Source organism: Bacteroides sp. 519 (assembly GCF_010500955.1).
Lineage (GTDB): Bacteria > Bacteroidota > Bacteroidia > Bacteroidales > Bacteroidaceae > Bacteroides.
Genome location: NZ_QVMJ01000025.1, coordinates 18,027 through 43,628 on the forward strand (window position 1 = coordinate 18,027; position 25,602 = coordinate 43,628).

General features: G+C 36.2%; 19 protein-coding genes. 12 read left to right on the forward strand and 7 right to left on the reverse strand.

Features of this window, described 5'->3' with window-relative positions; genetic code table 11:
* Positions 1-6 precede the first annotated feature (6 nt).
* The 7 genes from D0T85_RS17760 (at position 7) to D0T85_RS17790 (ending at position 7,115) form a co-directional block, all read left to right on the forward strand.
* On the forward strand, positions 7-990 hold the full coding sequence (locus D0T85_RS17760; RefSeq protein ID WP_163214869.1) for a VWA domain-containing protein: 984 nt from the start codon (positions 7-9) through the stop codon (positions 988-990).
* Between the two features lie 11 nt (positions 991-1,001).
* Positions 1,002-2,027, forward strand: coding sequence for a VWA domain-containing protein (locus D0T85_RS17765; protein WP_163214870.1), 1,026 nt, complete (start codon positions 1,002-1,004; stop codon positions 2,025-2,027).
* Between the two features lie 4 nt (positions 2,028-2,031).
* The gene (locus D0T85_RS17770) at positions 2,032-2,787 is read left to right on the forward strand and encodes a tetratricopeptide repeat protein (protein ID WP_163214871.1); all 756 of its coding nucleotides are present in this window, start codon (positions 2,032-2,034) and stop codon (positions 2,785-2,787) included.
* 27 nt (positions 2,788-2,814) lie between these two features.
* On the forward strand, positions 2,815-4,668 hold the full coding sequence (locus D0T85_RS17775; protein WP_163214872.1) for a BatD family protein: 1,854 nt from the start codon (positions 2,815-2,817) through the stop codon (positions 4,666-4,668).
* Positions 4,669-4,681: 13 nt separating this feature from the next.
* Complete coding sequence (locus D0T85_RS17780) at positions 4,682-5,497, forward strand: tetratricopeptide repeat protein (RefSeq protein WP_163214873.1); 816 nt, start codon at positions 4,682-4,684, stop codon at positions 5,495-5,497.
* Positions 5,498-5,609: 112 nt separating this feature from the next.
* A complete protein-coding gene (locus D0T85_RS17785) occupies positions 5,610-5,900 on the forward strand; it encodes a DNA-binding protein (protein ID WP_163214874.1) in 291 nt (96 codons plus the stop codon).
* 84 nt (positions 5,901-5,984) lie between these two features.
* A complete protein-coding gene (locus D0T85_RS17790; protein ID WP_163214875.1) occupies positions 5,985-7,115 on the forward strand; it encodes a universal stress protein in 1,131 nt (376 codons plus the stop codon).
* 230 nt (positions 7,116-7,345) lie between these two features.
* Here the strand turns inward: D0T85_RS17790 and D0T85_RS17795 are convergent, their stop codons facing one another.
* Together D0T85_RS17795 and gyrA are read right to left on the reverse strand one after the other, a co-directional pair.
* Complete coding sequence (locus D0T85_RS17795) at positions 7,346-8,563, reverse strand: tetratricopeptide repeat protein (protein ID WP_163214876.1); 1,218 nt, start codon at positions 8,561-8,563, stop codon at positions 7,346-7,348.
* Between the two features lie 33 nt (positions 8,564-8,596).
* Positions 8,597-11,149, reverse strand: a complete 2,553-nt coding sequence (gene gyrA / locus D0T85_RS17800; RefSeq protein ID WP_163214877.1) for a DNA gyrase subunit A — start codon at positions 11,147-11,149, stop codon at positions 8,597-8,599.
* Positions 11,150-11,657: 508 nt separating this feature from the next.
* Between gyrA and D0T85_RS17805 the strand changes: the two genes are divergently transcribed.
* Both D0T85_RS17805 and htpG read left to right on the forward strand, forming a co-directional pair.
* Positions 11,658-14,180 carry an ATP-dependent Clp protease ATP-binding subunit gene (locus D0T85_RS17805; RefSeq protein ID WP_163214878.1) on the forward strand — a complete coding sequence of 841 codons (2,523 nt, stop codon included), beginning with the start codon at positions 11,658-11,660 and terminating at the stop codon, positions 14,178-14,180.
* 111 nt (positions 14,181-14,291) lie between these two features.
* Positions 14,292-16,340: a molecular chaperone HtpG gene (gene htpG / locus D0T85_RS17810; RefSeq protein ID WP_163214879.1), complete on the forward strand. Its 2,049-nt coding sequence runs from the start codon at positions 14,292-14,294 to the stop codon at positions 16,338-16,340.
* A gap of 61 nt (positions 16,341-16,401) precedes the next feature.
* Here htpG and D0T85_RS17815 read toward each other — a convergent pair whose 3' ends face one another.
* From D0T85_RS17815 to D0T85_RS17835, 5 genes are all read right to left on the reverse strand, one after another.
* Positions 16,402-17,313 (reverse strand): dihydroorotate dehydrogenase, encoded by a 912-nt coding sequence (locus D0T85_RS17815; RefSeq protein ID WP_163214880.1) that lies wholly within the window; start codon positions 17,311-17,313, stop codon positions 16,402-16,404.
* Positions 17,301-18,077 carry a dihydroorotate dehydrogenase electron transfer subunit gene (locus D0T85_RS17820; RefSeq protein WP_163214881.1) on the reverse strand — a complete coding sequence of 259 codons (777 nt, stop codon included), beginning with the start codon at positions 18,075-18,077 and terminating at the stop codon, positions 17,301-17,303. The genes D0T85_RS17815 and D0T85_RS17820 overlap by 13 nt, the downstream gene beginning before the upstream one ends.
* A 61-nt stretch (positions 18,078-18,138) precedes the next feature.
* A complete protein-coding gene (locus D0T85_RS17825; protein WP_163214882.1) occupies positions 18,139-18,591 on the reverse strand; it encodes a helix-turn-helix domain-containing protein in 453 nt (150 codons plus the stop codon).
* Positions 18,592-19,907: 1,316 nt separating this feature from the next.
* A complete protein-coding gene (holA, locus tag D0T85_RS17830; RefSeq protein ID WP_163214883.1) occupies positions 19,908-20,927 on the reverse strand; it encodes a DNA polymerase III subunit delta in 1,020 nt (339 codons plus the stop codon).
* Between the two features lie 17 nt (positions 20,928-20,944).
* A complete protein-coding gene (locus D0T85_RS17835; protein ID WP_163214884.1) occupies positions 20,945-21,721 on the reverse strand; it encodes an AMP nucleosidase in 777 nt (258 codons plus the stop codon).
* Between the two features lie 59 nt (positions 21,722-21,780).
* Between D0T85_RS17835 and D0T85_RS17840 the strand changes: the two genes are divergently transcribed.
* The 3 genes from D0T85_RS17840 to D0T85_RS17850 all read left to right on the forward strand — a co-directional run bounded on the left by D0T85_RS17840 (position 21,781) and on the right by D0T85_RS17850 (position 24,681).
* Entirely contained in the window at positions 21,781-22,230 is a 450-nt protein-coding gene (locus tag D0T85_RS17840) for a type I restriction enzyme HsdR N-terminal domain-containing protein (protein ID WP_163214885.1), read from the forward strand.
* A 33-nt stretch (positions 22,231-22,263) separates the two neighbouring features.
* Complete coding sequence (locus D0T85_RS17845; protein ID WP_163214886.1) at positions 22,264-23,601, forward strand: MATE family efflux transporter; 1,338 nt, start codon at positions 22,264-22,266, stop codon at positions 23,599-23,601.
* Positions 23,602-24,006: 405 nt separating this feature from the next.
* The gene (locus D0T85_RS17850) at positions 24,007-24,681 is read left to right on the forward strand and encodes an OmpA family protein (protein WP_163214887.1); all 675 of its coding nucleotides are present in this window, start codon (positions 24,007-24,009) and stop codon (positions 24,679-24,681) included.
* The last annotated feature ends 921 nt before the right edge of the window (positions 24,682-25,602 follow it).

Sequence of the window (25,602 nt, forward strand, 5' to 3'; positions counted from 1 at the left end):
AATATTATGGTATTTGCTAACATTGAATATTTGTTTTTACTGCTTTTACTTATACCTTATATAGTATGGTATATTATGAGACGAAAGAAATATGAGGCAACCCTTCAAATTTCAGATGCTCGGGTATATGCCCATACTCCAAAAAGCTTTCGGATTTATCTACTACATGTTCCTTTCATTTTGAGATTGGGAGCATTAGTTATGATAATTCTGGTTCTTGCACGGCCACAAAGTACCAATAGCTGGCAGAACAGCGAGATTGAAGGTATTGATATTATGCTTGCCATTGACATATCGACCAGTATGTTGGCAGAAGATTTAAAACCCAACCGATTAGAGGCAGCAAAAGATGTTGCTGCAGAGTTTATTAATGGACGTCCGACTGATAACATAGGTATTACTCTTTTCGCTGGAGAAAGTTTTACTCAATGTCCTTTAACAACCGACCATGGAGTTTTGCTGAACTTTGTACACAATATCCAAACAGGTATTATTGAAGATGGCACTGCTGTAGGTATGGGGGTTGCTAATGCTGTAACACGTCTGAAAGACAGTATGGCTAAATCAAAGGTTATAATTCTTCTTACCGACGGTACAAACAACAGGGGAGATATATCGCCACTTACTGCTGCCGAAATAGCAAAAAGTTTTGGAATCCGTATTTATACTATTGGTGTAGGTACAAATGGTACAGCGCCTTATCCATACCCAACACCTATGGGAGTTCAATATACAAATATTCCAGTAGAAATAGATGAAAAGGCACTAACACAAATTGCTGGAATTACCGAAGGTGAATATTTCCGGGCTACCAGCAATTCCAAACTTAAAGAAGTATATCAAGAAATTGATAAACTTGAAAAAACAAAACTGAATGTAAAAGAATATAGCAAACGCCAAGAAGAATATCGTTTGTTTGCTTTAATAGCCTTTTTGTGCATATTATTAGAAGTATTATTACGTAATTCTATATTAAAGAAAATACCTTAATACATATTGAGATGTTTCGATTTGAAGAACCTGCATATTTGTATCTTTTATTTGTTTTGCCTTTTCTGGCAGCTTTTTATCTGTATTCAAATTACAGACGTAGAAAAGCACTCCGGAGTTTTGGAGATCCAGTGCTTATGGCTCCGCTTATGCCCAATGTTTCCAAATATCGCCCAGATGTAAAATTCTGGTTAATATTTGCTGCCATAGCTCTGTTCGCTGTTTTGTTAGCTCGTCCGCAATTCGGATCAAAAACGGAAACCGTTAAACGGAGTGGGGTAGAAGTTATCATTGCATTAGATATATCTAATTCAATGTTAGCACAAGATGCACAACCCAGCCGCTTAGACAGAGCCAAGAGATTAATATCCAGATTAGTAGATCAGTTGAATAATGATAAGATCGGATTAATAGTATTTGCTGGGGATGCTTTTACACAATTACCTATTACAAGTGATTATATTTCGGCTAAAATGTTCTTGGAATCCATCAATCCTTCGCTTATCTCTAAACAAGGTACTGCAATAGGTGCAGCTATTAATCTGGCAAACAGAAGTTTCACACCTCAGGAGGGAGTTGGCAGAACTATCATTGTAATTACTGATGGTGAAAATCATGAAGGAGGAACGATAGAAGCAGTAAAAGCCGCCCGTGAAAAAGGTATTCAGGTAAGTGTAGTAGGGGTAGGTACACCAGAAGGTGCTCCAATACCGATTGCCGGAACGAATGATTTTCAAAAAGACAATGAAGGCAATGTTGTTGTTACCCGCCTGAATGAAACAATGTGTCAGGAAATAGCCCAAGAAGGGCAAGGCGTATATGCTTTCCTTGACAACTCAAATTCAGCTCAACGGGCCATAACAGGTCAGATTGATAACCTCGCTAAATCGGATGTAGAAACTACAATATACACTGATTATAATGAACAGTTTCAGGCTGTTGCCTGGTTGATACTTTTATTATTACTGATTGAATTATTGATTTTAGAGTGCAAAAATCCACTCTTTAAGAATATTCGGTTATTTACTAATAAATAATTGTATGTTAAGGAAAAGATATATCATATTAACTTCGTTCCTTCTGGTATTTGCCGGATTGTCGGCTCAGAAAGCAGAACGTGACAATATTCGTAAGGGTAATCGTGCATATAGAGATAGCCTTTTTATCAATGCCGAGGTAAATTATAGAAAGGCTTTGGAAGAGAATCCAGGCTCAGCTGTATCAATGTATAATTTGGGAAATACTCTAATTAATCAACAGAAGTATCAGGAGGCCATGGAACAATATCAGATGGCTGCTAAGGTAGAAAAAGATAAAATGAAATTATCGCAAATCTATCATAATTCGGGTGTACTTTTGCAAGCCTCCAAAGATTATGCAAAGGCAATTGAAGCATATAAACAATCTTTGCGTAATAATCCAAAAGATGATGAAACCCGTTATAATCTTGCTTTATGCCAGAAACTACTTGAAGATCAAGAGCAAAAAGAAGATCAAAACGACGACAATCAGGAAAATCAAGATAATCAGGATCAACAAGATCAGCAAGAAAAACAAGATCAGGATAAGCAAGACCAACAAAATAAAGATCAACAAGATCAACAACAGCAAGACCAGCAACAACAGGATCAACAGCAGCAAGACTCTCAGCAGCAGGAACAAAAAGAAAACGAAATGTCAAAAGAGAATGCTGAACAGATGTTGAATTCAGTAATGCAGGATGAAAAAGATGTTCAAGAGAAAGTGCAAAAACAGCAACAGATTCTTCAAGGTGGTAAACTGGAAAAGAACTGGTAATAATTTGTTGAATAAAATATAACTGGAATGAGAAAAATTGTTTTCTTATTAATGGTAATTGCCGGGATATGCAATACCTATGCTGATAATATAACTTTTACAGCTAGTGCACCTGATGCAGTAGTTGTAGGAGATCAATTCAGACTTACTTATGTTGTTAATACACAGGATGTAAAAGACCTTAGGGTGTCTTCTTCCATGGATGGTTTTGATGTTTTAATGGGACCTAGCAGATCAATCCAAAGTAGCACCCAGATAATTAATGGTAAAGTATCATCAACTAATAGCATTACATATACTTATATTCTGAAGGCGAATAAAGAAGGAAATTATTCAATACCAGCAGCATCGATTGTTGCAGAAGGAAAACAGATTATTTCGAATGCTGTACAGATAAAGGTTTTACCTCCTGATCAACAAACATCTGCTAATTCAGGCAATAGTGGAAGAAGTAATTCAAATAGCAACAACAGCCGCCCATCAAGTTCTTCATCAGGAAATTCTGTATCTAATGATGATCTATTTATAACAGCTACAGCTAGTAAAACGAATGTATATGAACAGGAAGCATTTTTGCTAACTTTTAAAATATATACACTTGTTGATTTAAGAGGTTTTGATAATGTGAAACTACCTGATTTTAAGGGTTTCCACTCTCAGGAAATAGAACAAGCTAATAATCAAACCTGGAATCTGGAACATTATAAAGGAAGGAATTATCATACAACAGTTTATAGACAATTTGTATTATTTCCACAACAATTCGGTGAGTTAACTATTGAACCGGCTCGTTTTGATGCTTCGATAGCTAAAGCAGTACGTTCAGCAGACCCATTTGATGCTTTCTTTAATGGGGGGAGTAACTTTGTAGAAGTAAAGAAAACAATTAATACACCTAAAATAACCATTAATGTAAATGCATTACCATCTGGTAAACCATCTGGATTTGCTGGTGGAGTGGGGGATTTCAACATAACATCATCCATAAGCACTCAGCAGGTTAAAACAAATGACGCTATTACCATAAAACTTGTTATTTCGGGTACTGGTAATATGAGACTTATTTCTAATCCGGAAATAGAATTCCCAAGTGATTTTGAAATATACGATCCCAAGGTTGAAAATAAGGTGCGCTTAACGCGTGAAGGACTTACTGGAAATCGTGTAATTGAATATTTGGCTATCCCAAGACATCCTGGAACATTTACTATTCCTTCGGTTAATTTTGGCTATTTTGATTTAAAGTCAAAAACCTATAAGACTCTCAAAACCGAAGAATATACAATAAATGTAGAAAGGGGAGAAGGGAACGCCGAACAAGTGATTGCTAACTTTACCAATAAAGAAGAACTAAAAGTTCTTGGAGAAGATATTCGGTTTATTAAGCTGAATAACGTTAAACTCAATCCAAAAGGACAATTCTTCTTTAATTCAATGACATACTGGCTGTTCTATATAATTCCAGTACTGGCATTTATTATATTCTTTATAGTATATCGTAAACAGGCTGTAGAAAGTGCAAATATAGCCAAAGTACGAACTAAAAAAGCAAATAAAATAGCTACTCGTCGTCTAAAATTAGCTGGTAAGTTACTAGCAGAAAATAAGAAAGATGCTTTCTATGATGAAGTATTAAAAGCTTTATGGGGCTACATCAGTGATAAACTGAACATTCCGGTATCTAAATTATCCAAAGATAATATTGAAGGAAAATTGATTAATTATGGCGTAGATGATGAATTGATTAAAGAATTTATCAATGCGTTACACGAATGCGAGTTTGCACGCTTTGCTCCGGGGGATGAAGCTTCAACTATGGACAAAGTGTATTCTACAGCTTTGGAGGTAATCAGTAAGATTGAAAATTCAATCAAACGCTAAAACAGAAATGAAGATGAAAAAAATATTCTTTATAGTATTAAGCTTTATAGCTGTCAATACAATAGCACAGGATTCTTTGAATGTTGAAGGGCAAATAATTGAGGAAATACCACTCAATTTGGCTTCCGGTTATGACTCTTCAATCACAAAATCCGAAGCTGATAGCGCATACATGAATAATGATTTTGCAACTGCCATTGAGATGTATGGGAAACTCTTAATGGAAGGAGAAGCAGCAGAGATATATTATAATCTGGGAAATAGTTATTATAAATCCGGCGATATAGCCAGAGCTATTCTGAATTACGAACGAGCTTTGCTATTAAAACCAGGTAATGACGATATCAAATTTAATCTGGAAATAGCAAGAAGTAAAACAGTAGATAAAGTAGAAGAAGTTCCTGATATATTCTTTATTGGCTGGATTAAGTCTCTGATTAACAGCACTAGCGTGGATGTTTGGGCCAAGTGGGGGATTGCTTTCTTCATACTTTTCCTTGTAGGGCTTTATTTCCTGTTCTTCTCTAACAAAGCACTGTTCAAGAAGATTGGTTTTATTGCTGCTATAGCTTTTTTATTTTTTTCAATATGTACTAATGGGTTTGCATTCTATCAGAAAGGTATTCTTACCAACAGAAATACTGCTATTGTTGTAAGTCCAAGTGTTACCGTAAGAAGTACACCCAATGATAATGGAACAAGTTTATTTATTCTTCACGAAGGCCGTAAGGTTATAGTTAAAGATAACTCAATGAAGAATTGGAAAGAAATAAGTCTTGAAGACGGAAAAGTGGGCTGGATTTCCGCATCCGATATTGAAATAATTTAGTATACTAACAAAAATATCCATAATTCATTTTGAATTGTCTTTTCTTTTTCTTAAGTTTATAGCGTGATAGTAAAAAATATAACATTTATTATTAACCCCAAAATTTAGGAACATGAGAACAATAACATTCAATGAACTTCGTAGAATAAAAGATTCACTGCCTACCGGTAGCATGCATAGAATAGCAGATGAATTGGGACTTAATGTAAGTACAGTAAGGAATTTCTTTGGTGGTCATAACTTTAAGGAGGGAAAAAGTGTCGGAATTCATTTAGAGCCCGGTCCTGATGGAGGATTGGTGATGTTAGATGACACAACAGTTCTGGATCGGGCTTTAAAGATATTAGACGAGGAAAACACTAAGATGCAAAAAGAAGAAGCTACCGAAACTGCGCAAGTTTAAAAAATGCACAATATACCAAATCCCAATTGTACCGAACAATTGGGATTTATTATATGTTCTTTATTTAAAATAAAATATTGAATTATGGAAGACAAATTAGTAACCCTAGCTATCCTTACTTACTCGAAAGCGCAAATCCTTAAAAATGTGTTGGAAAATGAAGGTATTGAAGCCTACATCCATAACGTGAATCAAATACAACCGGTAGTGTCTTCCGGAGTACGTTTAAGAATTAAAGAGAGTGATTTACCTCGCGCATTGAAAATTACCGAAAGTTCTGCCTGGCTAGCTGAAGATGTAGTAGGGGAGAAAGAGTCCGAAAAGGAAGAACAGAAAAAAAAGAATAATATAATTCTTGTACCTATTGACTTTTCCGATTATTCTATAAAAGCTTGTGAATTGGGATTTAAGTTAGCTAAAACATATAATTCGGAAGTAATTCTTCTACATGCATATTACACACCGATATATGCATCATCTTTGCCATACGGGGATGTATTCAACTATCAGATTATTGACGATGAAAGTGTAAAGACTATACTTCAAAAGGTTAATTCTGATGTTACAAAGCTTTCGGAAAACATAAAAAAGAAAATAGATTCAGGAGAATTCCCTGATGTGAAATATACCTGTATTCTTAGAGAAGGTATTCCTGAAGAAGAAATCATACGCTATTCCAAAGAGTATGAACCAGTATTGATTGTAATGGGTACTCGTGGAAAAAATCAGAAAGATATTGATTTGATTGGAAGCGTTACCGCAGAGGTTATTGACAGAAGCAGGATGCCTGTTCTTACAATACCTGAAAATGTTGCACTTCATGATTTGGAAACCATTAAGCGTTTTGCCTTTATAACCAATTTTGATCAAAGGGATTTGATCACTTTTGATATCTTTATCAGTGCACTTAAACCTTTTCAGGCTGAAATATTCCTAATACACTTAACTGATTCGAAAGATTCATGGGATGAAGTAAAACTGGCAGGAATAAAAGAATATTTCAAAAAACAATATCCGGCATTGCTAAATATTCGTTATGACATAGTTATGAATGATGATTTATTAGACAGCTTGGATAAGTATATTAAATCAAATAATATTGATTTAATTACATTGCCATCATACAAACGGAATATTTTTTCACGCTTATTTAATCCGGGTATAGCTAAAAAAATGATTTTCCATTCCGACACACCATTATTAATCATGAAATAAATAGCCCACTAGTTTATTAAAAACTTTTTCAAGCCTTTCATTCTGATATTCATAGAGTGAGGGCTTTTTTCTATGGCTAATTTTAAACTCCTATTTACAATTAAACATAATCACAATTAGTGCATTATTAAACTCTCTTTATAAAGATAGTATTTTTTCCTTCCTTATAAAATTAAAAAGGCTGCCAAAACTTACTTTGACAGCCTTTTTATATCTTGAACCAAATTTATTTAGATTCCCATCAGTTCTTCAATTTCTTTAAACTCAGGTCCCATATTTAAGTTATAATAAATACGATACAAACCTTGAAGCCAAAGATCTGGTTGATCTGGTTTTAATTGACGAGTTTTTTCGTAATATGGTCTAGCCAGTTCATTTAGTTCGCGGATTTTTTCCTGATCTTGGGCATATTTAGGATCATTTAAATCAGCTGTAGCATTATCAGCAAATTCTTGTGCTTGCTGGCTATATACTAAACCAATATTAGAATACGCTTCTGCATAATTAGGATCAGCATCAATTGTTTTTTTGTAGAATTCAATTGCTTTATCATAATCCTTCATGTTATGATAAAGATATCCTTTCACATATAAGAAGAAAGTATTGCCTGGATCTCTAGCCAACATATCATCAGCAAAAACCATTGCTTCGTCAAACTTGTTGTTATTGCTATAATAATCAATCAGATGACCAAAGAAGAATGGATAATCCGGATATTTTTGAATACCATCTTGAAGAGATTTAATCCATTGTACAGTATCGCCTTCTGCTTTGTAAGCTGTAGAAATGAACTCCATAGCATATGCACCAACTTCTTTGTTGTCAACTGCATAAGGAGCATATTTCAATACTTTTGGATAATCTTCCATTTTCGCTGCTGCCAAAGCTGCATAATAAGCAATTTGTGGTACTAATGTGTCGTTTTTAAGAAGATTTTCTTTTTCGAACATTGAATGTTTAGCTGCGTCAATGTACATTGCAAAAAACTTAAATGCTTCTGCATTGTTATTTTCATTGAAATACTGAATACCACCATTAATCAGATTAGGACGCTCTATCATCATAGTAGCAACGTTATTTTTTCTGAATCTGTTTTTAATCTTTCCTTTTTCATCAGGAACTTCGGCTAATTCATCAGTTTTCATCCAGTAGTTATACATATTCAAGACACTGTTATATGCTTTCAATGTGTCATAAGGTTGTCTCAAATATGCTTTTTCCATTTCTTTTTCATTTATTCTTTTCTGAATAAATCCTGCTACATCCCAATTAGCAGCGTCATTTTTAAATTCGGGATTTTGCAAATCAGCATTAATAAGCTGTTCGGCTTTAGCAAAGTCAGGGTTAGTCCCACTGGCTATTTTCTTGGCTTCTTTTGCATCTTTAGATTGTGCAAAAGTTACACAAGCTGCCATAACCAAAACCATTGAAAATAATACTCTCTTCATGATTGTTGTTGAATTAATAAATTAATACTATGTCTATTCTTCATTTTTCTCAATTTGGTTAGTATCAGCATCTCCTTCCTGAATATCTTTTTCCAAAATATCACCTTCTTGGATTTCTTCTTCAGTTTCTTCCTCCAGAGCTTCCGAGCTAACTTTACAAACCGAACCAATCTGGTCGTTGCGTTTTTCCAGATTTATTAAACGTACACCTTGAGTAGCACGTCCCATAATCCTCACATCAGCAACTTTTAACCGGATGGTAATACCCGATTTATTGATGATCATCAAATCGTTTTCATCTGTTACTGATTTGATGGCCACCAGTTTACCGGTTTTTTCAGTGATATTCATGGTTTTTACCCCTTTACCACCGCGATTTGTTTTACGGTAATCTTCTAATTCAGAACGTTTTCCATATCCTTGTTCAGAAACAACCATTATTGACTCTGTTTCAGGATCTTTAATGCAAATCATTCCAACAACTTCATCTTTTTCATCTTCATCTAAAATCATACCGCGAACACCTGTGGCTGTACGACCCATAACACGCACTGCACTTTCATGGAAACGAATGGCACGTCCGTTACGGTTAGCAATAATTATTTCATTGTTTCCGTTTGTCATCCGTACTTCAATAACCTGATCGTCTTCACGAAGTGAAATTCCAATAACTCCGTTTTGGCGTGGACGAGAATATTGTTCGAGTAAGGTTTTCTTAATTACACCATTTTTTGTACAGAACAGAACATAATGACTGTTAATGAATTCTGTATCTCCCAAATTCTTAACACGAAGATAAGCATTAACTACATCATCTGAATCTATGTTTAACAAATTTTGTATTGCACGCCCCTTAGAATTCTTAGTTCCTTCTGGAATTTCATATACTTTAAGCCAATAGCACTTACCTTTTTGTGTAAAGAACAGCATGGTATTGTGCATTGTAGCTGGATAGATGTGCTCAATAAAGTCCTCATCACGTGTATCGGTACCCTTCGATCCTACTCCACCACGGTTTTGCGAACGGAATTCGCTAAGTGGAGTACGCTTGATATATCCCATGTGCGAGATGGTAATAATCATCTGATCATCGGCATAAAAGTCTTCCGGGTTGAACTCTTCTGATGAATAAACGATTTCAGAACGACGTTTGTCACCGTATTTGCCTTTTACTTCCAACAATTCTTCTTTAATAACTTCTTTGCAGCGTTCTTCGTTATTCAGGATTTCTTCGTATCCTTCGATTTGCTTCATAACCTCTTCATATTCAGCATGCAATTGTTCTTGCATCAGACCAGTTAACTGGCGTAAACGCATTTCAACAATAGCACGAGACTGAATTTCAGTAAGTTCAAAACGCTCCATCAGGTTGGTTATTGCCTCGTTTGGAGTTTTAGCAGCACGAATAATTCTGATTACTTCGTCAATATTGTCAGAGGCAATGATTAAGCCTTCAAGAATATGAGCACGTTCTCTTGCTTTACGCAAGTCGTATTGAGTACGACGAATTACAACTTCATGACGATGGTCAACAAAGTTAGAAATCATATCCAGAAGATTCAACGTTCTTGGTCTTCCGTTTACTAACGCAACATTATTTACACCAAACGACGTTTGCAAAGCAGTCATCTTATACAATTTGTTTAAAACAACATTTGCATTTGCATCACGTTTAATGTCAATTACGATACGCATACCTTCACGGTCGGATTCGTCGTTGGCATTAGAAATACCTTCTATTCTTTTGTCGTTAACAAGATCAGCAATATATTTAATTAATTCTGCCTTATTGACATTGTACGGAATTTCTGTCACAACAATCTTGTCGTGGTTTTGCCCTGCTTCAATTTCGGCACGGGCACGCATAATAACACGGCCACGACCAGTAAGGTATGACTCGCGTACGCCACTAACACCATATATAAAACCTCCGGTTGGAAAATCGGGAGCTTTAACATGTTCCATTAACCCTTCAACGGTAATTTCCGGATTTTCTATGTAGGCTACACATGCATCAATAACCTCACTTAAATTATGAGGTGGCATATTGGTAGCCATACCAACTGCAATACCCGAAGCTCCATTTATTAATAAATTAGGAATACGGGTAGGCATTACCTTAGGTTCGGAAAGTGTATTGTCAAAGTTAGGCTCAAAATCAACAGTTTCTTTATAAAGATCCTGCATCATTTCTTCACCCATCTTATTTAAACGAGCCTCGGTGTAACGCATAGCCGCAGGGCTGTCACCATCTACCGAACCAAAGTTTCCCTGGCCATCCACTAAAGGATAACGCATAGCCCACTCCTGAGCCATACGAACCATGGCAAAATACACAGAAGAGTCACCATGAGGGTGATATTTACCGAGTACTTCACCAACTATTCTTGCTGATTTTTTATAAGGTTTGTCTGAAGTATTTCCCAGTTCCATCATTCCATAAAGAATTCGGCGATGAACCGGTTTAAAGCCGTCTCTAACATCCGGGAGGGCTCGAGAAACAATCACCGACATTGAATAGTCAATGTACGAAGACTTCATTTCCTCCTCAATGTTAATCTTTATAATTCTGTCTTGTTCAAGCATTTAAAAAGATTATTAATTATACATATTTCGGTCTATGAAAAACCTCGCTAAAGTACTGCTTTTTGGCGATATACGAAAGTGTTTAAAGGAAAACTTTTGTCGGTACGTTAACGAATGGAAAAGATATTGTTCATTGTAGTTTCCTTTGGAAAAGTACAGATTTCAGGTTACAAAAGTCTGTATTTCAACTTTAGGGAGATGCGCATCTCGCATAGGGGGAGATGCACATCTCCTATACACCGAGATGCACGTCTCCCATATACCGAGATGCGCATCTCCCTAAACCAAAACTCTGAAGTTCAATCTGGAGAGATACGGAGTTTCATTTCAAGAACAACAGCTTTTTATAACTGCAAAACATTAGGAATAAACAATTTTAAATTGTGGCACGTTATTTGTTTAATACTAATCAAGCAAAGAAATCTAAAAAGAATAACGAACTAAAATAATTAATCGCTATATTTGTATTAACCAAACCTTATTATTATATTATAAAAGGAGCATTTATATGAATAATCAATTTTCAAGAAGAGTTTCCGACATCATAGGATACAGCAAAGAAGAAGCAAACAGGCTCAAAAACTCATATATTGGACCAGAGCATCTCTTGTTGGGACTTATCCGCGATGGAGAGGGCAAAGCTATCGAAGTGTTATCCAGACTTAATATAAACCTCACCACTGTAAAACAGCGCATCGAGGCTATTTTAAAGAAATATCAGGATGAGATGTTACTGCCTAATGCTGATGTACCTTTATCAACAGAGTCTGCGAAAATACTAAAAATGTGCATATTAGAAGCACGTTTAATGAAAAGTACTACTGCCGACGCAGAACACATGTTATTGGCAATATTAAAAGATAAAAATAACATAGCTGCCAATGTTTTGGAAGAAAGTGATGTAAACTACAAAAAAGTATTCGAACAAATTTCTTATCAACCGGATATAACTTCTGGAATGGGCTTTAGTGAAGACGATGATGAAGATGATGACGAAATGGAATCATCGCACACTGAAAGTCGCCAACAAGCCAAAACTTCAAGAAAACCGACTAATGATACACCTGTACTGGATAATTTCGGTACGGATATGACCAAAGCGGCAGAAGAAGGTAAACTGGACCCTGTTGTTGGGCGTGAGAAAGAAATTGAACGGCTAGCCCAAATTTTAAGCCGTAGAAAGAAGAATAATCCAGTACTTATTGGTGAGCCAGGTGTAGGTAAATCGGCTATTGTCGAGGGACTTGCATTGCGTATTGTTCAGAAAAAGGTGTCGCGTATATTATTCGATAAACGAGTGGTGGCCTTAGATATGACATCGGTTGTTGCCGGTACTAAATATCGTGGCCAGTTCGAAGAACGTATCCGCTCTATATTAAACGAATTACAGAAGAACCCCAATGTGATTCTGTTTATCGACGAAATTCATACTATTGTAGGTGCAGGTTCGGCAGCTGGATCAATGGATGCTGCAAACATGCTTAAACCGGCTCTTGCCCGTGGCGAAATACAGTGCATCGGTGCAACTACGTTGGACGAATACCGCAAGAACATTGAAAAAGATGGGGCTTTGGAACGTCGTTTCCAGAAAGTTATGGTTGAGCCAACTACTCCGGAAGAGACATTACAGATTCTACAAAATATCAAAGAGAAGTATGAAGACCATCATAATGTGAATTATACTGACGCTGCACTTGAAGCGTGTGTCAAACTGACAGATAGATATATCACCGATCGTAATTTCCCGGATAAAGCTATTGATGCTTTAGACGAAGCTGGCTCGCGCGTACATTTAACCAATGTGAGTGTGCCAAAGGAAATTGAAGATCAGGAGAAGTTTATTGAAGAAGCTAAAAAACAGAAGAATGATGCTGTAAAGTCACAGAATTATGAGTTGGCAGCTAGCTTCCGTGATAAAGAAAAGGAACTTACCATCCAATTGGAAACAATGAAAAAGGAATGGGAAGCTCGTTTAAAAGATCATCGGCAAACTGTTGATGAAGAAGAGATTGCCAATGTAATATCTATGATGTCGGGTGTTCCTGTTCAAAGAATGGCTCAGGCCGAAGGTATGAAGCTGGCAAGCATGAAAGATGTTCTTCAATCTAAAGTAATAGCTCAGGACCCTGCCATCGAAAAGCTTGTTAAAGCTATTTTAAGAAGCCGTGTAGGACTTAAAGATCCCAACAAGCCAATTGGTACCTTTATGTTCCTGGGACCTACCGGAGTTGGTAAAACTCATTTAGCCAAGGAGTTAGCTAAGTACATGTTTGGCTCTACTGATGCTTTGATTCGCATAGATATGAGCGAATTTATGGAGAAATTCACAGTTTCGCGTCTGGTTGGAGCACCTCCGGGATATGTTGGTTATGAAGAAGGTGGACAATTAACAGAAAAAGTTCGCCGCAAACCATATTCTATCATATTATTAGATGAGATTGAAAAAGCGCATCCCGATGTATTTAATCTTTTGTTACAGGTAATGGACGAGGGTCGTTTAACTGACAGTTATGGCAGAACAATTGACTTTAAGAATACGGTAATCATCATGACATCTAACATTGGTACACGCCAGTTGAAAGATTTTGGTCGTGGTATCGGTTTCTCCACACAATCTCGTGTAGATGATAAAGAATTCTCAAGAGGTGTAATACAAAAAGCATTGAATAAATCGTTTGCACCAGAGTTTATTAACCGTGTGGATGAGATAATTACATTCGATCAGCTTTCTTTGGATGCAATCAAACAAATTATAGATATTGAACTGAAAGGATTGCTTGAAAGAATTGAAAACCTTGGGTACAAGCTTGTATTAGATGATAAAGCCAAAGAATTCATTGCTACCAAAGGATACGATGTACAATTTGGTGCCCGTCCATTGAAGCGTGCTATCCAGACATATTTGGAAGATGGATTATCAGAATTGATTGTTTCATCAAATCTTAAGGAAGGAGATAATATTCTTGTTACTCTGAATCAAGAAAAGAATGAGATAGAGATGAAACGCCAATCTCAGAAAGTTAAACAATAAGATTTATAAAATTCTTATACGTCAAAATGTCAGACCAGTTTGGTCTGGCATTTTTTTTGCAAAATAAAGTTGAAACACTAAATTATAATAACCAATAAAAAATAATTCATTATGCAGAAAGGTCATATTGGGGTAACTACGGATAATATTTTCCCCATTATTAAAAAGTTTCTTTACAGTGATCATGAAATATTCCTACGGGAATTAGTTTCTAATGCTGTTGATGCCACACAAAAGCTCAAGACATTATCTTCTATGGGCGATTTTAAAGGCGAGTTAGGTGATTTAACTGTGCATGTTTCATTAGGAAAGAAAACAATTACTATTTCCGATCGTGGAATCGGCTTAACTGCTGAAGAAATTGATAAATATATCAATCAGATCGCTTTTTCGGGAGCAAACGATTTCCTTGAAAAGTATAAAAAGGATGCAAATGCAATTATCGGCCATTTTGGATTAGGTTTCTACTCCTCATTTATGGTTTCGAAGAAAGTTGAAATCATTTCTAAATCTTATAAAGAAGATGCTCCGGCTGTAAAATGGACTTGCGATGGCAGTCCTGAATATACATTGGAAGAAACCAAGAAGAAAACAGATCGTGGAACCGATATTATTCTTTATATTGATGATGAGTCTAAAGAATTCCTGGATGAATCGCGTATATCTTCATTGTTAACTAAATATTGCAAATATCTTCCTGTTTCTATTGCTTTCGGAAAGAAAAAAGAATGGAAAGATGGCAAACAGGTTGAAACAGAAGAAGATAACATCATCAACGAAACAAACCCACTGTGGCTTCGCAAACCTAGTGAGTTGACTGATGAAGATTATAAAAACTTCTATCGCGAACTTTACCCTATGTCTGATGAACCGTTGTTCTGGATTCATCTGAATGTGGATTATCCATTCCATTTAACAGGTATTCTGTATTTCCCAAAAGTAAAGAGTAATCTTGATTTAAGCAAAAACAAAATTCAGCTTTACAGCAACCAGGTATATGTTACAGATTCAGTAGAAGGTATCGTACCCGACTTCCTGACACTTCTTCATGGTGTTATCGACTCTCCGGATATCCCATTGAATGTATCTCGTTCATATTTGCAGAGTGATTCGAATGTTAAGAAAATCTCAACCTATATCACTAAAAAAGTATCCGACCGTTTACAGTCTATTTTCAAAAACGACCGGAAACAGTTCGAAGAAAAATGGAGTGATTTAAAACTATTCATCAATTATGGAATGCTTACTCAGGAAGATTTCTACGAGAAAGCACAAAAATTTGCTCTTCTGGGCGATACAGACAACAAGTTCTATACTTTCGATGAATATAAAAAGCTTATTAAAGATAGCCAGACTGATAAAGACGGTTCATTGGTATATCTTTACACCAGCAACAAAGAAGAGCAATACAGCTATATTGAAGCTGCAACCAATAAAGGATATAATGTTCTTTTGATGGATGGTCAATTGGACGTTGCTTTAATCAGTATGTTGGAGCAGAAGTTTGAAAAATCACGTTTCACCCGTGTTGACAGCGACATTGTAGACAATCTGATTATTAAAGATGATAAAAAAGAGGATATTCTGCCTGCCAATCAGCAGGATGCTTTGTCGGAAACCTTTAAGAGCCAGCTGCCAAAAGTAGAAAAAGTAGAGTTCCATGTTATGACTCAGGCATTAGGCGAAAACAACAGTCCGGTAATGATAACTCAAAGCGAATATATGCGCCGTATGAAAGAAATGGCTAATATTCAGGCAGGTATGAGTTTCTATGGAGAAATGCCGGATATGTTTAACCTAGTACTCAACTCTGACCACCGTTTGGTGAAAGATGTACTTAGCAATGAGGAAAAAGAATGCGGTGCCGCCATTGCACCTATACAAACTGAAATAGATGAAACAACTACCCGTCGGGATGAACTCAAAAAGACTCATGAAGGAAAGAAAGACGAAGAAATTCCTACTACCGAGAAAGATGAGTTAAATGATCTCGATAAGAAACTTGAGGATTTAAAAGATAAGAAGAATGCTGTATATACTCAATATGGCAACAATAACAAGGTGGTACGTCAATTAATAGATCTTGCTTTGTTACAAAATAACATGCTGAAAGGAGAAGCTCTAAGCAACTTTGTGAAGAGAAGTATTGATTTGATTTAAGCCTATTAATCAAAAAATAGTGTGTTAGGTGTCCCTGGTTTGGGGACACCTTTTTTAATTGTTACACCTCAAGTGCACCAATAATTTCTGATACCGATTTATATCCTTTTCTATCCAGGTAATCGTTAATACCTTCGGATACTCTTTGTGTAGTGATAGGATCAATGAAGTTTGCGGTACCAATCTGAATGGCAGTAGCCCCGGCAAGCATAAACTCAACGGCATCTTTCCAATTCATGATACCACCTAGTCCTACGACCGGAATTTTTACTGAATTATAAACCTGCCAAACCATCCGGAGAGCTATGGGTTTAACAGCCGGACCAGATAAACCACCTGTTATAGTGGATAATAATGGACGTCTGGTTTCGGCATCAATAGCCATGCCTAATAATGTATTAATTAATGAAACACTGTCGGCTCCTTGTTCCTCAACAGCACGGGCTATTTCTGTTACATCTGTAACATTGGGAGACAATTTTACAATGAGTGTTTTTTTATAGGCTGCACGTACTTGCTTAACAACTTCTGCTGCACCTTTGGCAGTAACTCCAAAAGCCATTCCGCCTTGTTTTACATTTGGACATGAAATGTTTAATTCGATAGCAGGAATATGCTCTAATTCGTTTATAATCTCTGCTGTCTGCACATAATCATCAATACAGGAACCTGATACATTTACAATTATATTTGTATTAATATCTTTTAGCCCCGGATATATAGAATTGACAAAATAATGTACCCCTTTGTTTTGTAATCCCACCGCATTCAACATTCCTGAAGGAGTTTCTGCCATACGAGGGTAAGGATTTCCTTCGCGTGGGTTAAGTGTAGTTCCTTTTACAATAATACCGCCTATCTGCGATATATCCATAAAATCAGCAAACTCTTCTCCATATCCAAATGTACCCGAAGCGGTCATAACCGGGTTCTTCAAGTTCAATGAACCGATTTTTATATTTAGATCTGCCATAGTAGTTCATTTATATTAAAAACAGGACCCTCAGTGCAAACACATTTATGCCCTTCAACTGTATTTTCTACACAACACAAGCAAGCACCTACGCCACAGGCCATTTTATTTTCCAAAGATACTTCACATGTAATATTATGTATTTTGGCATACTTGGCAACAGCCATCATCATAGGTTTAGGGCCACAGGTATAGATTCTATCAAATTTAACAGCTGGCAATATGGAATGGTGGGTAACATATCCCTGTTCTCCATGTGTTCCATCTTCGGTAGTAGTATAAACATCTCCGTATTGCGAAAACTGATCCAACATTACAAGATCTTTTGCTTTGCGGGCACCTAATAAAAAAGTAGGATTATATCCCATACTCTTTAATTCTGCACCCAGAAAGAGCATCGGCGCAATTCCCACACCGCCACCAATCAGTAATAGTTTATCGGATTGATTTACGGGAAGGCTGAAACTGTTTCCGAGCGGCAATACAACATTAATAATGTTACCTTTGGCAGTTTTTGCTAACTGTTTGGTACCATCGCCTATGGTTTGAACCAGGAACCAGACCTCATTAGCTGCTTTATCTACAAAATTAATGGAAATTGGGCGACGCAGAAAAGTTGTTGGTGAACCGTCTACCCGAAGTTCTGCAAATTGTCCGGGTTTCATTTCCGGTAGTGGTGCGGACGAAGTCATTTTCAATAATACATTCGTATCATTTAATCTGATATTCTCACTGACTACCAAATCTAAAATAAATTTTTTCATGTAACAGTAGAAGTGTATTTTGTATTCGGCTACAAAGATACATGATTAATTCTTAATCTGCCTATTTTTCACTTTTAAAGGTTTCATAGGTATTGTCATCAAAGAAAATTCTTATTTCGGTGATTTTCTTTGTAGGCTTATCTACATACCTAATTTCCTGAATAACAGTTTCTTTAGGGGTGTTTACAGGGGTTTCTAAAGGCATTTCCTTGCGTTTTTCCGGAGCGTCCTGTACATTCACCGGTTTTGTAGGATTCTCATCGAACAATGAACGGTTAAAATCTTGCTGTGGCAACTTTTCTGATACCATTGTACCAGTACCATATAATAACCATTCAAGATTTACATAGGTGTACTTTTGGTGAATCTTCATTATCACATCTAAACTAGGATTATTCCTCCCGTTTAATATATGCGAAAGAGTAGATTGTTGAACTCCAATTGTTTCAGCAAACACACCAGAAGGAACTTTTTCCTTTTCAATAACTAATTTGATTCTATCCTTAATATCCATATTACATTTCTATTATATAGGATTGTATTTAGGTGAATTACAATAATAAAACACGATAATGTCAGAGATTACAAAAGTAACAAAATAAAATCATATATCAAAATTACAAAAATAATGTACTACAGATGTGTGAAGTACACAAACGTAAACGTTGTTATAACAAACCAATAATACATTAATAATATTGCAATTATAGTGTTGAATTAACCATGGAGATATTATCGGTAATTCTCTCATAATTAATAATATATACATGTTTAAAGAGGGATATTTCAGTGAATTCACATAAATCCACTCATAAGATTAGCTGCTTTAGGGTTTAAGTCTAATGCTAGACTATTATAGTACAGAGAAACAGCTATTTAGATGGTAGCGAAACGAAAGTTAATATTGGCAGTATTAACTTTCTAATATTTACATTTATAGATAATACAATTGTGACTGAGTATCTGGGATACGGTTTGATATTATACAAGAATAATATACTATGGTGTTATCAGTTGTTTTACACCATATACATTTGTATACTATTGTAAAATTACAGATGTATATAAAGCTGGGGGTACTCCTATCCTACCCTTTTTACAGATCTACATATAGTAGTAATATTTGGGGTTTTACATTTTGAATATTGAATAGAAATATATAGAACTGCACGTTTATTGGCTGCACATATTCAGAAAGATACCATTCATTAATAAACGGTACACGCTGTAGGGGCATCCCTTGTGGGTGCCCTGATTATTATTTGCAATGTATCCTATGTATATTAACCATGCGCTATACATCAGGGCACCCACAAGGGATGCCCCTACAGCGTTATCGTTTTAGCTCAGCCAAACCGAAATTGTAAGATATCAATCTATACTATCATTATACATTTGTAATAACAATATGCTATAGCATTAATATTAGTGTATTTTACCTGTCGGTTAGGCATTACATTTAGTATTACATCTGTAATAACACTGTTTATTCGAAGCATTTCACTCTTCTTTCTCTCACTTAAATCATATTCACAAATGTAATTTGTTGGCAAGATGCAGAACATTAATAAACGATACACGCTGTAGGGGCATCCCTATATTCCATGCGGCATACATCAGAGGATGCCCCAAACAATAAACAATAAAGGGGATTTTTCTTTAGAATTTCCGGTCAACAGTTCAGCTTCTCAGAAAAAACAAATTCTGAAAGATTGCCAAATTGCATAACCTAATTATAATCAGTAAGTTATTTCGTTTTTTAGTAAACCTTTTTCAGTTCATTCTAGCACAGAATACGCTTTATTTGCTATTTTGCGTTGAATAAAAGAATTAATGTAGAATTTTAAATACTAGTTCGCGTAATATATCTCCTGTGCTGGCAGATGAATTATCTACACCTTTAGATTTTGCATCAGCATATCGTATTTCACCAATAATTTCCATGGTCTTTACTCCGTTAAATTTTCTCATCGCTACAAGATATTCACGTGCTTGCCAAGGTGTTCTTAATCCTAACATGGTTGCTACGCCTTGTTCTGTTTTTTCTGGTGCATAATATGCAAGCATCAAATTAGAGAAAAAACCAAATAAAAGAGAAAGAGTCATCTGAATTGGATTCGTCTTTGGATTCTCCTCAAAATACTTTATTATTTTATTTGCACGCAGAACATCTTTTTCTACAATGGCGCTTCGCAACTCAAAATTATTATAGTCTTTACTGATTCCTATATTTTTTTCAATCAGATCCGGTGTTACTCGGGATTGTCCTACTGGAAGTGTAATAATCAACTTATCTAACTCGCCTGTTAGTCTGCTTAAATCTGTTCCAACAAAATCTGCAATCATGGCAACAGATTTAGAATCTATGTCTACATCCTTTTGCTTTAAATAAGAAGTTATGAATTGCGGCAATTGAGCTTCTTTTATTTTCTTCGAGTCAAACAGAATTCCTCTTTTTTCTATTTCGGCAGCCAGTTTTTTCCGACGGTCCAAAACTCCATGTTTATGGCATAATACAAGTATGGTAGATTCGAGCGGTTTTTGCAGATAAAAAGAAAGTTCGTCCATGTTTCGCATAGATTGTGCTTCTTTTACTACCACAACCTGAAACCTGGACATCATAGGATAACGTTTGGCCGAATTGATAACTGTAGAAATATTCGTATCCATACCGTATAGCAAAGTTAAGTTGAATTCTTTTTCTTCTTCAGTTAGAATATTATCTGTAATATAGTCTGCAATTTTATCTATGTAATAAGATTCCTCGCCCATCAAATAATAAACCGGATAGTACTTACCAGCTTTCAGTTCCTTGAAAATCTCATCGAATGTTATTTCTTTCTTTGCCATAAAAAATAAGTTTTGAGTTACCAATCAAATTTCAGATGCTTAACTGTTTTTTGTTCATCAATAATCATTCGCAGAGAATTAATTCCCATTTTCACATGCTCTTTCACATACATTTGTGTAACTTGATTGTCGCTCTTGTCGGTTTTTACACCCTCCGGAATCATGGGCTGATCAGACACTAATAGCAGTGCACCTGTAGGAATGTGATTAGCAAATCCTACACTGAATAATGTTGCAGTTTCCATATCTACAGCCATAGCGCGGGTTGTTCGCAGATAAGTTTTGAAATTCTCGTCGTGTTCCCAGATCCTGCGGTTTGTTGTGTATACAGTCCCCGTCCAATAATCGAGACCGTAATCTCGGATGGCTGATGAAACTGCACGTTGTAACATAAATGCCGGGAGCGACGGAACTTCGGGTGGGAAATAGTCGTTAGAAGTACCTTCTCCACGAATTGCAGCAATGGGTAAAATTAAATCTCCGAGATGTAATTTCGAATCGATTCCACCACATTTACCCAGGAATAAACAGGCCTTGGGTTTTATAGCACCAAGAAGATCCATTATAATTGCAGCATTAGGACTACCCATTCCAAAATTAATAATAGTCATGCCATTGGCGCTGGCCGAAATCATATTGGCATCTCTCCCCATAACAGGAACACCAAATTCTTCTGCAAATATTTCTACATAATTGGTAAAGTTGGTAAGTAGTATGTATTTCTCAAAATCCTCCAGACTTCGTTTGGTATAACGCGGTAGCCAGTTTGCTACTATTTCCTTCTTTGTTTTCATGATAAACTATTAAATTTGCGTTTCTTTTTCGAAACTTATTTAATCTACAAAAATAGTAAATGTTATCATTAAACCTGCCTGCTTTTGAAAGTAAAATAGTGAGTAAAGATGGTAAAAGAGTTATCTTCGATATTATCCGTAAACGATATGTTGCCTTGACACCAGAGGAATGGGTTCGGCAACACTTTGTACATTACCTGATTAATCATAAAGGATATCCGGCAAGTTTAATGGCAAACGAAGTAAACCTGAAATTAAATGCAACAGCCAAACGTTGCGATACCGTACTCTATAACCGTGATCTGTCGGCTAAACTAATATTGGAATACAAGGCTCCGCATATTGAAATCACACAAGCGGTTTTCGATCAGATAACCCGTTACAATATGGTATTGCGTGTTGATTATCTTATTGTAAGTAATGGTATACAGCATTATTGCTGCAAAATGAATTATGTAGACCAATCTTATATTTTTCTTCAGGACATCCCCGAATATTCAAAGTTATAAAATCGTGTAATTTTAGTTACCTTTGTCGGCATTATGCAAGGTATTAGAAATCTAACAACAGGCCCCATCCGCAAACAGTTGTTTAAACTGGCAATGCCAATAATGGCAACTTCATTTATTCAGATGGCATATAGTTTAACTGATATGGCTTGGGTGGGTCGTATAGGTAGCGAAGCTGTAGCAGCAATTGGTTCCGTTGGAATTTTAACATGGATGTCGGCCTCTATTTCTTTACTCAACAAAATCGGTTCGGAAGTAAGCGTGGCACAATCCATAGGTGCACAAAATAATGAAGATGCTAAATGCTTTGCCTCCCACAACATTACAATAGCCTTGATTATTTCGGTGTGCTGGGGAAGTATCCTTTTTTGCTTAGCTAATGAAATTATAGGAATCTATAAACTGAATGCCGATATTAGCAGAGATGCAGTAAGCTATCTGCGAATTATAGCTACTGCATTACCTTTTGTGTTTATGTCGGCCGCATTTACCGGAATTTACAACGCCTCAGGCCGAAGCACGATTCCTTTTTTTATAAGTGGTACGGGGTTGATTTTTAACATGATACTTGACCCCCTCTTTATCTTTGGTTTAAATCTTGGAGTACAGGGAGCAGCATATGCTACCTGGCTTTCGCAAGCAACGGTTTTCTTGTTGTTTGTTTATCAACTGAAAATTAAAAATGCCCTCTTAGGAGGTTTTCCCTTTATTACTAAACTAAAAAAGCGATATTCTCAACGGATTTTCAAACTAGGTCTTCCAGTAGCTGCATTTAATACATTATTCGCCTTTGTTAATATGTTCTTGGGGCGTACAGCAACCGAGCAAGGCGGACATATCGGTTTAATGTCTTTAACTACCGGCGGACAAATTGAAGCCATCACCTGGAATACCTCTCAAGGTTTCTCAACGGCTTTGGGTGCATTCATTGCACAAAATTATGCTGCCCGAAAAACAACTCGGGTAATCAAAGCCTGGCAAACAACACTCTGGATGACATTTACTTTCGGAGTTTTTTGTACGCTCCTTTTTGTTTTTATGGGAAACGAAATATTCTCTCTTTTTGTACCCGAGCCCGAAGCCTACATTGCCGGAGGGATATATTTGCGGATAATGGGTTATTCGCAGTTGTTCATGATGCTCGAAATCACTACTCAAGGCGTATTTTACGGAATTGGCCGTACGCTTCCGCCAGCAATAATAAGTGTTGTTTGCAATTATTCCAGAATTCCACTGGCCATATACTTTGCTCATCGGGGAATGGGTGTCGAGGGTATTTGGTGGGCCATTAGTTTAACCAGTATTGCAAAGGGAATAATTCTGGCTTCCTGGTTTGCTATCATAAAAAACAAAGTGCTTCCACAAGAGTAATTAATCACTGCTTAACCCGAATTATTCATACTCGTTCAAATCAGAGGAGGAAATGAAGGAATTGTACGATTTCACCACAGAGTTCACAGAGTTACACAGAGTTCTAAATACGATGCCGCATGGAAGTTTAAAACTCTGTGTAATTCTGTGAACTCTGTGGTGAAATACTAACCGAACCAGACGAGTATGATAAAGCTTTAACTCCTAGCAAAGCGATAACTCCTTCCATTCTATAGTATGAATAATGTAGGTTAAAACAATTTTCGCTTGGGATTATAAACATTAAACGAATATTTAGCATTTTTTTATGTTAAAATTTCAATTCTTGTTAACCAAAATGTACCTTTGTATTGTTATATCGACGACTAATTTATTATTTACTTAAAGAATTAAAATTTGTAAGAGATGAAAAAGATTAAATTTATGGCTTTATTTTTAAGCCTAACCTTAATTATGGCAGGATGTAATTCCAGCAATACTGTAAAGGGTGGCGCAATTGGCGCAGGATCGGGTGCAGCAATTGGAGCTGGCTTGGGTGCAATTTTTGGTAAAGGTAAAGGTGCTGCAATTGGTGCAGCTATTGGTACTGCCGTTGGTGGAACTGCCGGAGCTATTATCGGTAACAAAATGGATAAGAAAGCAGCCGAAGCTGCTAAGATAAAAGGTGCAGAGGTAGAAAAAATCAAGGATGCAAACAATCTTGATGCAGTAAAAGTAACATTTAACTCTGGTATTTTATTTGGTTTCAACTCATCTGCTTTGAGCGAAAGTTCAAAAACCTCACTTCGCGATTTTGCTAATGTATTGAAAGAAGATCCTACTCTCGACATTACTATTGTTGGCCATACTGATAAAGTAGGTACTTATGATGCAAACCAAAAGGTTTCTAATCAACGTGCACAGTCTGTTAGTAACTATTTAATTTCTAATGGTGTATTGCCAGCTCAGTTAAAAGCAGTTACAGGTGTAGGATACGATCAGTATGACGAATCAGTATCTGCCGAACAAAACAGACGTGTAGAAGTTTTCATGTATGCTAGCGAACAAATGATTAGAGATGCAGAAGCTTCTGCACAATAAAAGTTCAAATTATACTCTATACAAAAAGCTCCATTTGCAAAACAGATGGGGCTTTTTAGTTTCTATCACTTCGATGCCTTCTCCTTGTTTGTTTTGAACAATAAAAAAACTTGCTAAAACAACACCGTATGTTTAGTAGTTTTACGACCCCCAAAAACAACAAAAATGGAAATTCAACCTCTTTACCACCCTCCATACGTGCTGTAGGGCCGATTTTATTGTCAATTTTCAAAATGCTGCATTTCGCATTGATGAAATGCTGCATTTCGTTTAATCAAAATGCTGCATTTTGAAAGTGTGAAATGCAGCATTTTGAAATAGCGTTTTGCTGCATGTAAAATAGTAACTATTTCCGAATAAAGGAAACTTTACATTTAAACAATAAAAACGTTGTGCCTGCGGAACCGAAAGAGAAACTTAAGTTTTTCTGAAGAGAAAGTTAAGTTCCTCTTCTGGAAAAAGTTAAGTTTTTGTAGTAAAGAAACTTAAGATATACTTTAGAAAAACTTAAGATACTCTTTAGAATAACTTAACTTACTATAGAATGGCAGGAGTTATCGCTTCGCTAGGAGTTAAAGGAGTTAAAGTTTTAGCCTGAATTATTCATACTTCATCAATTTGTTTCAAATCAGATTGGAGTTGAATAAAAACACGGAGACACAGAAACACGGAGCTTTTCCTTGTGCTGAATACGGAGGGCCACAACCAAGACCCCGTGCTTCCGCACGGGGCTACGAACAGGAAGCCGCTATGCGGCAAAGAGAACTTTTGTCATACAATAACTCTGTGTTCAGCACAAGGAAAAGCTCAGTGTTTCTGTGACTCGTATATTTGCATCATTAATGATCCGTTATTTCTCCGAGTGTTGTATATTCGTAGTTAATACGGAAAAGAATAGTCTCTCAATTGTGCCTAGATACG